The sequence below is a fragment of the Pseudotamlana agarivorans genome, assembly GCF_001642835.1.
Lineage (GTDB): Bacteria > Bacteroidota > Bacteroidia > Flavobacteriales > Flavobacteriaceae > Pseudotamlana > Pseudotamlana agarivorans.
The window spans coordinates 20,461-35,449 of sequence record NZ_LXEI01000004.1 but is presented as its reverse complement, the minus strand read 5'-3'; the positions used below and the strand labels follow the sequence as shown (position 1 = coordinate 35,449).

The 14,989-nt window shown below is 35.5% G+C and carries 9 protein-coding genes; 1 reads left to right on the top strand and 8 read right to left on the bottom strand.

The features are described 5' to 3' along the window. Position 1 precedes the first annotated feature (1 nt). The 7 genes from A6I66_RS07220 to A6I66_RS07190 form a co-directional block, all read right to left on the bottom strand. A complete protein-coding gene (locus tag A6I66_RS07220) occupies positions 2 to 1,564 on the bottom strand; it encodes a protein adenylyltransferase SelO (RefSeq protein ID WP_067147150.1) in 1,563 nt (520 codons plus the stop codon). Then, positions 1,561 to 2,097 carry a peptide-methionine (S)-S-oxide reductase MsrA gene (gene msrA / locus A6I66_RS07215; RefSeq protein ID WP_067147148.1) on the bottom strand — a complete coding sequence of 179 codons (537 nt, stop codon included), beginning with the start codon at positions 2,095 to 2,097 and terminating at the stop codon, positions 1,561 to 1,563. Before msrA ends, A6I66_RS07220 begins: the two co-directional genes overlap by 4 nt. Continuing rightward, positions 2,094 to 2,546 (bottom strand): peptide-methionine (R)-S-oxide reductase MsrB, encoded by a 453-nt coding sequence (gene msrB, locus A6I66_RS07210; protein ID WP_067147146.1) that lies wholly within the window; start codon positions 2,544 to 2,546, stop codon positions 2,094 to 2,096. Before msrB ends, msrA begins: the two co-directional genes overlap by 4 nt. A 240-nt stretch (positions 2,547 to 2,786) precedes the next feature. Continuing rightward, positions 2,787 to 4,280 (bottom strand): T9SS type A sorting domain-containing protein, encoded by a 1,494-nt coding sequence (locus tag A6I66_RS07205; protein WP_084399552.1) that lies wholly within the window; start codon positions 4,278 to 4,280, stop codon positions 2,787 to 2,789. A 110-nt stretch (positions 4,281 to 4,390) separates the two neighbouring features. Next, positions 4,391 to 5,794, bottom strand: coding sequence for a T9SS type A sorting domain-containing protein (locus A6I66_RS07200; protein WP_067147142.1), 1,404 nt, complete (start codon positions 5,792 to 5,794; stop codon positions 4,391 to 4,393). Between the two features lie 160 nt (positions 5,795 to 5,954). Next, on the bottom strand, positions 5,955 to 6,608 hold the full coding sequence (gene fsa / locus A6I66_RS07195) for a fructose-6-phosphate aldolase (RefSeq protein ID WP_067147140.1): 654 nt from the start codon (positions 6,606 to 6,608) through the stop codon (positions 5,955 to 5,957). Between the two features lie 2 nt (positions 6,609 to 6,610). After that, positions 6,611 to 8,656: a transketolase family protein gene (locus tag A6I66_RS07190; RefSeq protein WP_067147138.1), complete on the bottom strand. Its 2,046-nt coding sequence runs from the start codon at positions 8,654 to 8,656 to the stop codon at positions 6,611 to 6,613. A gap of 412 nt (positions 8,657 to 9,068) precedes the next feature. Between A6I66_RS07190 and A6I66_RS07185 the strand changes: the two genes are divergently transcribed. Further along, positions 9,069 to 9,848 carry a DUF2490 domain-containing protein gene (locus A6I66_RS07185; protein WP_084399551.1) on the top strand — a complete coding sequence of 260 codons (780 nt, stop codon included), beginning with the start codon at positions 9,069 to 9,071 and terminating at the stop codon, positions 9,846 to 9,848. Between the two features lie 108 nt (positions 9,849 to 9,956). Here the strand turns inward: A6I66_RS07185 and A6I66_RS07180 are convergent, their stop codons facing one another. After that, a complete protein-coding gene (locus A6I66_RS07180) occupies positions 9,957 to 14,834 on the bottom strand; it encodes a DNA repair ATPase (protein WP_067147134.1) in 4,878 nt (1,625 codons plus the stop codon). Between the last annotated feature and the right edge of the window lie 155 nt (positions 14,835 to 14,989).

The window sequence follows — 14,989 nt, the reverse complement described above, 5'->3', positions numbered from 1 at the left end:
TTTAAGAGCTACAAGACAACATCGAACAACCTACTTTATTACGTGCCCATTCTGGCCGTTTGGCAAACCATTTTTCGTTTTCGGGCTGCTCGGCGTAAGGCTGTTTTAAAAGCTGAAATAATTCGTCAATTAATTTATAATCACCTTTATCGGCATCATCAATAGCTAATTGTGCCATGTAATTTCGTAATACGTATTTCGGATTTACGCCATTCATTTTTTCTTTCCTTTCGGATGAAGAAACAGACTCCAATTTTAAACGCTCAGCATAACTTTCAAACCATTGGTGCCATCGGGTTTTAATAGTTTCAGAAATGGTATCAGGCGTATAAAAGGCTTCTGAAATTACCTTGAAACCTTCATCAGCTTTTTCAGCATTAAAATTGGCTAACAATCGGAAGAAAATTGTCATATCGGTTTCCGTGAGGTGAAGCACATCTTCTAAATCTTGAATCAATGAAAGATCGGAATCGACTTCTTTTAGCAATCCTAATTTTGAGCGCATCATCTTTAAGGACTCCCCTTCAAAATTGGTTTGATAAGTATTTAATATCGCTTCTAGAGCCGGAACATCTTCAATTAACGGATAAAGTGCATTGGCAAGTTGCAACAAATTCCAAAGTCCCATATTGGGCTGATTACCAAAACGGTAACGTTTATGTTGTCTGTCGGTGGTGTTAGGGGTCCACCCAAAATCAAAGCCCTCTAACCAGCCGTAAGGACCGTAATCTATGGTTAGTCCTAGAATAGACATATTATCGGTATTCATTACACCATGTACAAAACCAACCCGTTGCCAATGAATTATCATGTCAAGTGTACGCTGAGTCACTTCATTAAAAAATGCTAAATAGGTGTCCTTCGACGGATTTCCTAAATGGGAAAAATGATGTTTTATGGTGTAATCGACTAAAGTTTTAAGTGTTTTATGGTCTTGTCTTGCAGCGAATATTTGATAGTTTCCAAAGCGTAAAAATGACTCGGCAGTACGACAAACTATGGCACCTTTCTCGTATTCGGGATTGCCATTATACAACACATCGCGCAACACTTGGTCGCCCGACAAAGCCAAAGATAAAACTCTAGTAGTAGGCACCCCCAAATGAAACATGGCTTCACTACATAAATACTCACGAATAGACGAGCGTAATACCGCCAAACCATCGGCCGTTCTTGAATAAGGTGTTTCACCTGATCCTTTTAATTGTAATGCCCAGTTTTTATTTTCATGGGTTACTTCGCATAAATTTATAGCACGACCATCACCCAATTGCCCTGCCCAATTTCCAAACTGATAGCCGCCATAACACATGGCGTATGGAGTTGTGTTTGGTAAAACTTCATTTCCAGTAAATACGTTTAAAAAGACTTCTGATATACTGTCTTCTTTTGAAAGTCCGAGATTGGCAAGCATTTCAGGAGACACATGAAGCGTTTCTGGCTGTGCTGTTCTTTTAGGTGTCACATATGAAAAACAGGCTTTTTCAACCTGTCTTCTGCTGTTTTCCAGAATAGGATCTGCCGGTAATTCTTTGGTGAATTTGTCGTTTATATTTAGTTTCATGCTTTTAATTTATCCGAATGTAATTTTCGGAGTTTCGTTAGTTTTGGTGTGATTACAAAACTACAATAACCTTGCGTGGGATGCGTGCGGTAATAATTTTGATGTTCAGCTTCAGCTTCGTAAAAAATAGCTAAAGGTGAAATTTCAGTCACAATAGGCTTTTCATAATAGCTGCTTATTTCGGCGACCACATTTTTCGCAATTTGCTCTTGTTTTTCATCGTGAAAATAAATCACCGAACGGTATTGCGTTCCACGATCGGCTCCTTGCTGATTTAGTGTTGTAGGATCGTGGGTGGTCATAAAAATAATTAAAAGGTCTTGATACGAAATCACATCAGCATCAAAAGTAATTTGAATCACTTCGGCGTGTCCTGTTAATCCGGAACAAATCTCCCGATAGGTAGGATGCCCAGGCACAGTTCCTCCCGAATAACCTGAAACCACTTTTTCCACCCCTTTTACTTCCTGAAAAACGGCTTCGGTACACCAAAAACAGCCGCCACCTACAGTTGCTACTTGTATATTACTCATACGTTCTCTTTTTCTAAAATCATAGACTCCGAATTGATGCAATAACGCAATCCGCTAGGTTCTGGTCCGTCAGGAAAAACATGTCCCAAATGCGCATCACACACATTACACATCACCTCCACCCGTACCATTCCATAAGTGGTGTCTTTTTCGTATTTAATAGCATTTTCAGTAATAGGCTGTGTAAAACTTGGCCAACCGGTTCCTGAACTAAATTTTATAGTAGAATCGAACAGGGGTGCATCGCAACACACACAATTGTATTTGCCTTCGTCGTACGCGGTACACAAATCGCCACTATGCGCACGCTCGGTGCCTTTTTGCCTTGTAATTCTGTATTGTTCTGGCGTTAGTTCTTCTAGCCATTCGGCTTCACTTTTTTCAACGCGTTTATTAGGAGTGGGATTGCCATTCACTGCAAAATGCATAATATCTTTCCATGTTAACATATAAGTGCTCGTTTCATTAGAATTTATTAGTTTCAAAGGTGATAATAGTCGTAAATAAGGCTAAAAACTTTCTTTAAGACGCCAAAACCACATTTCAAATAGACTATAAATTTACAAACAAAAACTGTGAATCTGTTATGCTGTCAATGGCGGTCATAAAAATCTTAAAAAGAAAAAGCTTCCCTTTTCAAGAACATATCCTGAAAAGAGAAGCTTTAATATTCATTAATCACAAACTGATTATCGCTTGATTAATTTTCCTGTTTGCTGTTGGTCATTTATTTTTAAACGATAAATGTACTTTCCTGACGCTACAGTTTTCAGGTTTAGTGTTTTATTAATCACTTCACTATGGTAGATTTTTCTCCCTGAGAGATCAAACAAATCTAAAGTTATAGACGCGGTGTTTTTATCGGTTTTAATCGTTACAAAATCTGAAGTAGGATTAGGGTAAAGAATTACTCCTGAAATAGCCGAATCTGCTTTTGTACTAAGCGCATTTTTCTTACTAAAATAAGTAAAATCTTTGCGAGTGATCTCCCACGCACTGGCATTAGAATCCCAATTGTAGCTCTCATAAATGATCATATCTTGAATATCATATCGCGTATCCCATCTATTTGTCTCAACAAAAGTTCCAGTACTTATATCGGGCGTATAGAGTATGTGCGTTAGGTTTCCTTCATCATCATAAGTATAAACCCTTTCACGTATAAGTTCCCAATCATTGATATCGAAGTTCCAATCGTAACGTAATTGTGAAGTCCAATTATCATTCATATCATAGGCATATTCTACCTTTCGATACCCGTACCAATTATTATTCTGAAAATCATAGGTCTCACTTAAAATTTTATTTCCACGATTATCATAATCATACTCTTCTCTACGTACTAACCCCCAAGTATTTGTATCTGAATCCCAACCATAACTAACCCGCTGAACAACATCATTATTTGCATTATATACATACTCCGTTTTAACCGTTATACTCCAATCGTTTAGAGTTGAATCCCAACCACTACCGGTTGAAGAAATTCTATTATTATTAGCATCGAATGTAGAATCGTACTTTGAAGTAACTAACCAATCTACAGTACTCGCATCCCAATTATACCAAACAAGAGATGTTTGGTTTTGGTTATCGTCCAAGTAATATTCACCCTTAAAATCTCTAACCCAATTATTTATAGTGGTGTCCCAAAAAGAAGAAATTTCCTCATTTTTGTAAAGGTCGTAATCAAATTCATATTTTCTGTTAAAAACCCATACATCTAAATTCGAATCCCAATATAAATACCTCGTGTTCAAAACATTCCCTTTTTCATCATATTCATATTCAACTTTATCATCATTTACCCAGTTATTTGTGACTTTATCCCAATTATATGTTATTATTTCTATGGCTTGATCATTTCCTACCTCGTAAACATATCCTGTTTTTGTGAATGGAATCGAATCTATCTCACTGGAAAAATGATAACTCACTACAGAATCTCGTAACGACGTATTTTCAATGTTTTTAGATGCCTCTGTTTTAGAATATTTAATGCTTTTGTTAGCTAAACTGCCATTGTTAGTTGCTTTATTTTGAAATTGATATTCCAAACTTTCCAAATTGGTTTTAAGCAAAGCTTGTTCATTTTGATGACTTTTAAGATGATTTGTTTGCTGACCAATCACCGTCAATACGAACAAACAACAGATTAAGGTTAGGAGAATTTTTTGGCTCATTTAATTTAGTTTAATAGGTAGCCAATTTAACACATTCAAACAAAAAAGCTTCTCTTTTCAAGAAACTATCTTGAAAAGAGAAGCTTTAATATTCATTATTCGTAAACTGATTATCGCTTGATTAATTTTCCTGTTTTCTGTTGGTCATTTATTTTTAAACGATAAATGTACTGTCCTGAAGGTACAGATTTCAAGTTTAGTGCCTTATTAATCTCTTCACTATGGTAGATTTTTCTTCCGGAAAGATCAAATAAATCTAAAGTTACAGACGCCGTGTTTGTATTGGTTTTAATCGTTACAAAATCTGAAGTCGGATTAGGGTAAAGAATTACTCCTGCAATAGCCGAATCTGTTTTTGTACTAAGCGCATTTTTCTTGCTATAATAAGAAAACTCTTTACGGGTTAACACCCACGCACTAATATTAGAATCCCAAAAGTAACTCTCAACAACTACGATGTCTTCAATATCATAATGCGTATCCCATCTATACGTCTCAACAAAAGTTCCAGTACTCGGGTCGAGCCTATAGCGTATTTCCTGCATTATGTTTCCATCAGCATCATAAGTATAAACCTTAGAACGTTGTAGCTCCCAATCGTTAAAATCGTAGTTCCAGTAGTGTCGTAATTCAGAAATCATATTATTGTTCATATCAAAAGCGTATTCTTCCTTTACATACCCGTACCAATTATTAAAATTAAAATCATAGGTCACAATTAAAATTGCATTTCCACGATTATCATAATCATATTCTTTTCTGGTATATACATCCCAAATATTTGTATCTGAATCCCAATTATAAAGTGAACGCTGAACAACATCATTATTAGCATTGTATACATACTCAGTTTTAGTATTAAGACTCCAATCGTTTAGAGTTGAATCCCAACCACTACTGATTGACGAAATTATATTATTATTAGCATCGAATGTAGAATCGTACTTTGAAGAAACTAACCAATCTCTAGTATTCGCATCCCAGTTACTCCAAACAACAGATGTATGGTTTTGATTATCATCTAAATAATACTCACGCTTAAAATCTCCAACCCATTCACTTATAGTGGCATCCCAAAAAAAATGAGCTTCCTCATTTTTGTAAACGTCGTAATCATATTCAGATTTTCTAACAACACCCCATACATCTAAATTCGAATCCCAATTATATGTTACTTTTTCTATGGCTTGATCATTTCCAGCCTCGTAAACATATACGGTTTTTCCAGATGGAATAGAATCTATCTCACTGGAAAAATAATAACTAACTACAGAATCTAATAACGATGTGTTTTCAATGTTTTTAGATCCCTCTGTTTTAGAATATTTAATGCTTTTATTAGCTAAACTGCCATTGGTGGTTGCTTTATTTTGAAGTTGATATTCCAAACTTTCCAAATTGGTTTCAAACAAATCCTCTTCATTTTGATGACTTTTAAAATGATTGGTTTGCTGACCAATCACTGTCAATACAAATAAACACAGAGTTAAGGTTAGGGTAGTTTTTGGATTCATTTACGTATACTTAAGTTTTAATATTACTTACAGTTAAAGAAAAAGTATTCTTACTTTTTACGGGCTGCCAAAATAATACTTTTAAATAGAAAAAGCTTCTCAAATTCAAGAAATCATCTTGAAATGAGAAGCTTTATATCGTCAAAAAAGAACTAAGAGCCTAGTTTCCTTTTTTGTAATCTTCTAAGAATTTCGCTAAACCGATATCGGTTAAAGGGTGTTTTAATAATCCTTTAATAGACGATAATGGTCCTGTCATCACATCAGATCCTAATTTTGCGCAATCAATAACGTGCATCGTGTGACGTACTGAAGCTGCTAAAATTTGAGTTTCGAAACCGTAGTTATCGTAAATCTGTCTGATTTCTGCAATAAGGTTTAAACCGTCTGTAGAAATATCATCCAAACGACCAATAAATGGCGACACATAAGTAGCACCTGCTTTTGCAGCCAATAAAGCTTGACCAGCAGAGAATACTAAAGTTACGTTCGTTCTAATGCCTTTATCTGAGAAATATTTACAAGCTTTAATACCATCGGCAATTAAAGGAAGTTTTACCACGATTTGTGGGTGTAAAGCAGCAAGGGCTTCACCTTCTTTTACCATACCTTCAAAATCGGTTGAAATGACCTCGGCACTAACATCACCGTCAACAATATCACAGATTTTTGTATAGTGTGCTAAAATATTTTCAGCACCTGTAATACCTTCTTTCGCCATTAAAGACGGGTTTGTTGTTACCCCATCTAAAACACCTAAAGCCTGTGCTTCAGCGATATCATCAAGGTTTGCTGTATCAATAAAAAATTTCATAATTATGCAGTTTTGTATGCTGTTTTTAAATATTCTAATACTTCGTTGCTTACTTTTTCGCCTGTGAATCCGAATTTCTCGTCCAATACACCTGCAGGAGCAGAGTAACCGAAATGATCGACTCCAAATACTTTTCCATTAGCACCAACAAGACCTTCTAAGTTCACCGGTAAACCAGCTGTTAAACCAAATAATGGTTTGTCTTGTGGGATAACGCTGTTTTGGTATGCTTTAGATTGTAATCTGAAAACACCTTCAGAAATTACAGAAGCGATGTTTACTTTTAAGCCTTTTTCAGCTTCTAAAATTTCAGCGGCAGCTAATAAAGTAGAAACCTCAGAACCGTTTGCGATAAGCACCACATCTGGGTTTTCAACTTCTTTCACTAAATACCCACCTTTTTCGGCAGCTAAAGCCTCTTGGTATCTTGACTCACCTTGTGCAGGCACATCTTTAATACCTTGTCTAGAAAGGATTAAACCTGTAGGTGTATTTTTATTTTCTAGCGCCATTTTCCAAGCTACGTTTGTTTCTGCTGAATCGGCAGGACGTAACGCTAAGAAACTTGGGTTTCCGCTGTGATTTTTTAATTTTTCAAGTAAACGAATTTGCGCTTCTTGCTCGATTGGTTGGTGTGTTGGACCATCTTCACCTACTCTAAAGGCATCGTGTGTCCATACATATTTAACACCCAATTCTTGAATACCACTTAAACGAATGGCTGGTTTCATATAATCTGAAAACACGAAGAACGTTGCAACAACTGGAATGATACCACCGTGTAAAGCCAATCCGTTTGCGATACAAGCCATAGTTAACTCGGCTACACCAGCCTGTAAAAAGGCTCCTGAAAAATCACCTTTTTTCATCGCGTGAGTTTTCTTTAAGAAACCATCGGTTTTATCTGAATTTGATAAATCGGCAGAAGACACAACCATGTTTTCTACATTTTCAGCAAGGTATCCTAAAACCGCTGAAGACGCTGCTCTAGTTGCTAAACCTTCTTTTTGAGGAATGTTAAAATCTAATTCTGGTAATTCTCCAGAGAAGAAGAAGTCTAATTTTTCTGCTAATGCAGGGTTAGCTTCTCTCCATGTATTAATTTCTGCTTTCTTTTCAGCAGCTTGAGCTGTTTTTTCAGCAATGATATTTTTATAGAAATCGGCTACTTCAGGATAAATCTCAAAAGGATTATTCACGTCTGCACCTAAATTCTCTAATGTTTTTTCGTAATCGGCTCCAGTAGCTCCAATTGGCTGACCGTGTAATTCGCAATAACCTTCAAACATACTACCATCGGCAGTTACACAACCTTTACCCATAATGGTTTTACCAATAATTAAGGTTGGTTTTTCAGTTTCAGCATTCGCGTCTTTTAAAGCTTTTCTAATTTCATCGTGGTTATGCCCGTCGATAGTAACAACTTTCCATCCCCAAGACTCATATTTCATAGCCGTATCTTCGGTAGTTACCTCATCGGTAGATGTTGATAACTGGATATCGTTAGAATCGAAAAACATGATAAAGTTGCTTAACCCTAAGTGTCCAGCAATACGTCCTGCACCTTGAGAAACTTCTTCTTGAATACCACCATCAGAAATAAATCCATAAACTTTATGGTTCATCCAATCGCCAAATTTAGCTTGTAAAAACTTCGCTCCAATGGCAGCTCCTACACCCATCGTGTGTCCTTGCCCTAATGGTCCAGAGGTGTTTTCAATACCACGTTTTACATCAACTTCTGGGTGACCAGGTGTGATAGAACCCCATTGTCTGAAATTAGCAACATCATCTTTAGCATAGTTTCCTAAAAGGTAATACTGTGCATACATTAAAGTAGACAAGTGACCAGCATCCATAAAGAAACGGTCTCTAAACGGCCACTCCATATCTGTAGGGTCATAATTAAAAAATTCAGAGTATAAAATGTGCATAAAATCTGCACCACCCATAGGGCCACCTGGGTGACCTGATTTCGCTTTTTCTACCATAGCAACAGCTAATGCTCTAATATTATCTGCTGCTTGCTGATCATTTTGTTTGTTCATTTTTTAATTATAGTTTGTGTATTATAATCTTAACTTAAAGATTTTCATTAGAAATAAACGCATACTAACACTAATTCCAATCCCATAAAATTCAACCTAACACCTTAATATTCCTTAAGAACCAAATATTAAACATGGATTCTTATTTCCTTATAATAGGGTACTTCAATTGATTTTTTTGCAAATATATAACCTTTAATGGGTTGAGTTAAAAAAAACCATAGAATTTAATTAAAATTAACGAAAGCGTTTTCGCGACAATTAAGCACATACTTTCTTGAAACTAAACCTCCTCCAAAACTTGGAGTTCTTTTTCGAAACTAAAGATTGAATCTATTTCATTTCAAATACATTTCAAACTAAAAAAAAATCCTTTATTTTTACGATAACCTTACCCTAGTCATTGAAATGCATGCGCTGTTTTAATCCTGTTCATAAAAATTATATCAGATCGATATTTATTCGTTGCTTGTATAGCTTTATTTTTTGTTTAGGCTACATGGGCTATGCCCAAGACGAACCTCTTGAAGAAGACAATTCTTTTACACAACAATTGTGGCTGTCTTTAAATCCTAGCTGGACGTTAAAGGACAGTGTTTCACTTAAAACAGATATTGGTTATCGTACGGTAAACTCAAATAGCTGGGATAGATACATTGCAAGAGCTGGCTATGAAAAACAATTTAGCCCATTCATATTTAAAAATTTAAAGCGAACTGAGTCTTATATTGGCGGACTAGGTTTATTTTATTTCAACAATAAATCGGGATATAATTCATTAGAAATTAGACCTTTTCAAGGCTACAGCCTTGGCTTTTATATCACCCAACGCATACATCTCACTAACTATTTTCGTTTAGAAGAACGGTTTTTAATTACAAAGCAAGATTCTAACAACCATTTTGGCTTACGTTTTCGCTACCAAATTATGGCAAACATTGGGTTACAAGGCTTTTTATTCCAAGAAGAACGCGGATTTTATTTCCCAATGGGCATAGAATTCTTTTTTAATGTAGTAGAGCTTTCGCAGTTTAGTGATGTGATTCGTATTACCCCTGGAGCGGGTTACCAATTTGACAAAACATTTAAAATACAAGGTATGTTAGCCTACCATTACACCGAACAGAATATCGGCGGACTTTATAGAACGAATGATATTATTTTTAGAATTAAAGTGGTAAAAACTTTTTAATGAGAATTACCTGAACCTAGGGTAAAAATGTGGCAGAATAAATAACCAAAAAAGCCGACTATTTTTTAGTTGGCTTTTCCTTTATTAGTGCGGGCGGGGAGATACGTCCTATTTTTGCAATCCGCTTTGAAGCACCTCCTTTATCCCTTCTAGGTTTTCTGAAAATTGCATCATTTGTGAAAGCAGCTGCGCCATTTCGTTTTTATCCCCAAAACCTTTAAGCTTATTATTTTTTTGAAACGTTTCTTTTATAGCAGCCCAACGTTTTTGTTCTACATCTGTTAATTGTGCTACGAGCTCTTTAAACTTTAATAAATTCGCTTCCGCGGAAGAAGTAAGCGTTTGAGATTCGCTTTCATAATGTGTAAGCACTAAGGTTTTTAATTCCTCATTATTCATAACAGGCACCACTTTAGAAACCATTTTATTCATATCACGATACGAACCTTGAAGTTTAAATGAAGGCTCTGTTCTATATTCATCCTCCATGGCAGCACTTTTAATGTAATTCGCATTAACTTGTAGAACCGTGTCTCTAATTTGAATGATTTTTTCTAAAACAGAAACATATTCCTGAACCTCCTGATTAGTATAATTACCTGTTAGTTGCGCTTCTTGATTACCGTTCTCTATACGATCGAGTAATTGATACACATCATCAAAATTCTTGCTACTTAATTGATGCATTATAGGGTTAGAAGTCAATGAGTTTTCAATAAGACTCAACTTAAATAAATGCGCCGTATCACCTATAATATCCCCGAGGTTATAAATATCGGCTCTATTTGCTAACATATCAGGGATTCTAAATTTTTCACCACTTTCAGTATAAGGGTTTCCAGCCATGATAACACAGAATTTTTTTCCTCGAAGATCATAGGTTCTGGATTTTCCGTTGTAAACCCCTTCTATTTTTCGAGTTCCATCAGATAAGGATATAAATTTCTGTAAAAACTCAGGATTACAATGCTGAATATCGTCAAGATACAACATCACATTATTCCCCATTTCAAAGGCTAAGTTTAATTTTTTTAGCTCTTCGCGAGTTGCAGAATTCGTTGCCGCCGATGGATCAACCGATGTCACCTCGTGCCCTATAGCAGGACCGTTAATCTTCATAAAAACAAGACCAAGTCTATTTGCTATATACTCCATAAGGGTTGTTTTACCATACCCGGGCGGCGAAATAAGCAGTAATAAACCCATTCTATCGGTCCTTTTCTGGTCACCTAAAGCTCCTAGCTGTTTCGCCAAATTATCACCAAAAAGCGGAAAATAAACCTGATCTATCAACTTATTCCTTACAAAGGAACTCAGAATACCCGGTTTAAATTCTTCCAATTTTAAATCATCTTTCAACTGCACGGTCACTTCATGCTTGGCCTTTCTAAAAGCATTGTAAGCTGGAACTTTTTCTTCAAAATAATTGGAGTGCGCAGCTATAAAATCGTGATAATTAAACTGAAATACCCCATTTTGAATAGTCTCATGTTCGCCAGCTAAACCCTCAATAGTTTCCGAAGGAGACACAAATTTTGTATTCAAGACAGCTTCATCTTCAAACAGAATGAGACAAACTACTTCGTTAACATATTTTAGCTTCAAACCAATCGCTTCATCTTGCTGACTGCTTAAAAAGGCTTTAACCCACTGTCTAATTAAAGCCACTTTTGCTTCGTTAGACTCTAATTTATCAATGCTTGTTCTAAATTTAAGGTCGGCTTTTTCTTCTTTTAATTTATTAAGAAAGGCTTCTTTAATTTGAATGGCAATACCACTCTTTTGAAAACTATGGTCGTTTTGAAGTTCCTCAAAAAGGTATTTTGCCGCTTCCGCGGAAAGTGACGCATCGTAAATACCCAAAGTCTCTCCCATTTTAAAGATACTCTTTTGAAGCTTTTTTAATATGAATTCGTACTCTTGGGTTGCTGGAAAAAACTGAATCACTTCTCCTGAAGCTTTTATAGTTTCATCAAGGTATTTCTGGTTTTCCTTATCTGTGAAATACCAAAAATATTGTGCACAAGATCTAATTTCGGGATGAAATCTTAAAAGATCCAATGCTTTATGTTTTTGAACTAGCGTAGACAAAATCTTTACCGCATCTAAATCATGAACACCTTTCACATAACCTTCCGAGTAATCTTTACTACTTACTTCTTGTACAATGTTTAAAAGGTTTTCTTCGGTACTTTCTAGAACTAAAGTTTTATTGTTTTGAAAAACTTTATACGCCAAATAAGCCCCTCGATAGATGTATTTATTTTCAGAAATATAATCCTGATCCCAGAATTCTTCGGACTTTAAAAGGGTTTCATTTTCTATTTTTTGATAAAAATCGGTTCCTGTTAAGTGATACTTCAATCCGCCATCGGCAAAAAGTATGGTTAAATCTAATTCTTGATTATTAACACCAAACTTGTGCTTCCCTAAACGTATAACATTATCGCCATCTTCATACAGTTCCTTTTTATCTTTAAGTTTTCGCAGAGCATCTTCACGAGCAGATTTTAATAAAGACAAAATTTCCTCTGCTTTACCGCTATCATCCATGTCTTGAAGCTGCCGGGCGATATCTCTGGTTTTATTCACCAAAATATCGGAAGCGAAATAGCCATTAACATCTGCAACTTCCGAAAATGATTCGGCCTTTTTACGAATCCCTTTTAAAATACGCTCTGCTGATGTTTGCAAAACAAAAGTCCGTTTATTACGCTTTTCAACCAGACTATTTTTACGAGCCTGAAAGGCATTATAAACCTCTTCTCTTTTCTCTATAATCAGGTTAATAAAAGTGTCGAAATCGGCGTACTTGCCTTCCAACTCCTCCAACTGAATGGTAATTCTTGTTTGAAAATCATCACATTTCTCAGGTACATCGGCAATATCAAGGTAATTGATAATACTCTGATCAATAAGCTTTAGCTGTGCAGCAAAACTGGCTTGAGCTTCTTCACTCCCGAGAGATTTCCTCTTATTTTTAATTTCAGCTTTTAACTGATTAATGGTTGAAAATATTAAGGAGATGTTATTAATAATGCCGGTAGAATGTGAGGTATCTTCAATTTCTAAATTCGACACAATGTCGATAAGCAGTTCGAGGTCTTTGGAAATTACATTTACCTTTTCCTCTAAATTTTTAGCATCTACAACCTTTTTAATGGTCCCTAAAGCTTTTTCATTCAGTTTAACCTCATCTTCATAAGGTTTTAAGGCTTTATCATCTAAAAGGAAGGTAGCACAACGCTCTGAAATTCGTGAGGTTTGCTCGGCTATTTGCGTTTCTAGTGCATCTATATAATTTTCATCAACATAACGCACCTCCTTTAAACTTATAGACTCCCCTCTTAACCCCCTTAACTGCGTAAGGAAACTAACAAAGTCATTTATACTTCTAAACCCCGTACTTTTAATTTTATTAAATAAAAGTACGGCCTTTTCACCAAGCACTGTAGTTTGTTGTTCGGCATTTTTCTTTAACTGCAAGACTTTTTGAAACTCATCAATAGCAGCATTTGCAGCTTGATTAATTTCTTTTAAGGGCTCGTTTAACTGCTGGGTTTCTGCTTCTTTTAACCAATAGTAAGCATCGAGAATATCCTTTGATTGTTTAGCCAAATCAATATACAAGCCCTCGTAATCGTCTGCTTTATTTAGAAGATTTACAAGACCATTTACTTCGGCCATCGCCTTTACAATATCTTTATTCCCAATTTTATAAAGCAAGTTATCTTCATGCGCAGACGGCATAAAATCGCTTTTCATGTAAGGCGTTTGCCAAATTTGAATAACATGATGTTTAGTTTGTTCATTTTCATTTCTGAAATAACATAACTCGCCATCTTCTAAAATGGTAAATCCATTACAAATTATAGGTGTTTGAATCTCTTGCGAAATCACGTTGTAACTCATTAAATTATAGAGTCCGTTTTCGGCAGAATAAAACACATAGAGATAATCTTCGCCATTTGGGGATGCTACCTTTTCTTGAAATTTTACATGGGAAATACTGTTATCGAAAATATGGTACTCACCCGTTTGAAGGTAATACCCCGTAGGAAAAATGATGCCGTGGTCATCAGGAAGTAAAACACAAGCATCCTTGATACTTTCAATTTTCTGAACTTCTTTCAGTTTATGGTTATAAACAAAATACCTCGAACTTTCTTGAAATGGCTTTACATCTAAAACAATGAGGTTGCCTAAGTTTGCATAGCGATACTGCGCATCATCTAGGGTTTGGTCTCTATATTTTACTTCTTCAGAATAAATCCCTTTACCATCTTCGGTATTATCTTCAACTTTAATAGTTAAATCGCCTCCAATAGTTTCTACAAATACTCGATCTAAGATTGAAACATGGGCATGTACACCGTGTCTATGCATATCTCGCGATACGTCCTGCCAATTAAATTCATGTTGAGATGGCAATTTGTACTCATGTTCACTTCGATTATCGATATACTGAAGACTGCCATCTTTTATTAACCATTTAAAGGTTTTAATATCTGTAACGCTATCACTTAACTGAAAAACCATATAGAGGTAATTCCCTATGATAGCGAACTTTGAAAAAATAGTATTGCGGTAGTATTTAAAGAGATTTTCGAAATCTAATTTAAAAACCTCATCTTCAAGAAGCTCTAAAGAAACAGCTTCGAAACTATTTTCTTTAAATTGATAAATGCTCAACACATCATTTAAAGCAATATCTGTTCGTAAGCCAAAGTGCACATTATAACCAAACAAACAAGTGTTTCCAAGAGACACAATATCTCTAGCAATACAGTTATTTTCTGTATTAATACGATCGTTGGTGATCAGTTTTGTTTCTAGGGATCCAAAAACAACCTTTCTACCTTCATTAAGTTTTTTAAGACGTTGCTGTAATTCTGCTTTTTGCTTTTGAAGTCGATTTTGAATAACCTCGTAAGTTCCAACATCAAGTTTTTGAGCATGCGCTTCCTTTATAGGGTCCTTTGTCATTATATCCTGTCCTGAACTTTAAATTATAATTAGTTTGAGCGTTTTAAGTTTTAAAAATTGAGGCAAGCTGAAAAGCATATAGTTGTCTTATTGAGCCTATCGAAATAGTTTTACTGATTAACAATCAATATCGGTTTCGATAAGCTCAACCTGAC

Coding starts and splice junctions, on each gene's coding strand:
- A6I66_RS07185 (WP_084399551.1), top strand. CDS start 9,069: ATGCGCTGTTTTAATCCTGTTCATAAAAATTATATCAGATCGATATTT.
- fsa (WP_067147140.1), bottom strand. CDS start 6,608: ATGAAATTTTTTATTGATACAGCAAACCTTGATGATATCGCTGAAGCA.
- A6I66_RS07190 (WP_067147138.1), bottom strand. CDS start 8,656: ATGAACAAACAAAATGATCAGCAAGCAGCAGATAATATTAGAGCATTA.
- msrB (WP_067147146.1), bottom strand. CDS start 2,546: ATGTTAACATGGAAAGATATTATGCATTTTGCAGTGAATGGCAATCCC.
- A6I66_RS07220 (WP_067147150.1), bottom strand. CDS start 1,564: ATGAAACTAAATATAAACGACAAATTCACCAAAGAATTACCGGCAGAT.
- msrA (WP_067147148.1), bottom strand. CDS start 2,097: ATGAGTAATATACAAGTAGCAACTGTAGGTGGCGGCTGTTTTTGGTGT.
- A6I66_RS07205 (WP_084399552.1), bottom strand. CDS start 4,280: ATGAGCCAAAAAATTCTCCTAACCTTAATCTGTTGTTTGTTCGTATTG.
- A6I66_RS07200 (WP_067147142.1), bottom strand. CDS start 5,794: ATGAATCCAAAAACTACCCTAACCTTAACTCTGTGTTTATTTGTATTG.
- A6I66_RS07180 (WP_067147134.1), bottom strand. CDS start 14,834: ATGACAAAGGACCCTATAAAGGAAGCGCATGCTCAAAAACTTGATGTT.